Here is a 307-nt window from a genome sequence, read left to right on the forward strand (position 1 = left end):
GTGCGTCTGTATCGGGCGACCGGTGCGGGCATGTCGGCGGCGCGGACCGTGTGGCTGGCGCTGCACGGTGCTGCGACGCGACCATCGTCACCTCCCGCGCTGACAACTCAGCCTCGCGCCGCCGGGACGGTGGCGCAGGGCGGCACCGTCGACATCGCGCTGACCAGCGCTGAGGTGTCGGCGCTGCTGTCCGGCGCTGCTCGCGGGATCGCTGTCTCGTACCAGGGCACCACGGACTACATGGCACTACTGGGCCCATCTGACCGTCCCGACGCTGGACGGGTCACTCTCATCACCACGATCTAAG

At 69.7% G+C, this 307-nt stretch carries 1 protein-coding gene; it reads left to right on the forward strand.

Going from position 1 to position 307, the window contains the following annotated elements; translation table 11 throughout:
* The coding region (locus ACS2QP_RS27560; protein WP_438883033.1) for a hypothetical protein at positions 1-306 on the forward strand (306 nt) is incomplete at its 5' end.
* Position 307: the final 1 nt, after the last annotated feature.

It is taken from the genome of Bacillus cereus group sp. Bce019 (assembly GCF_051781745.1).
Classification (GTDB): Bacteria; Bacillota; Bacilli; order Bacillales; family Bacillaceae_G; genus Bacillus_A; species Bacillus_A cereus.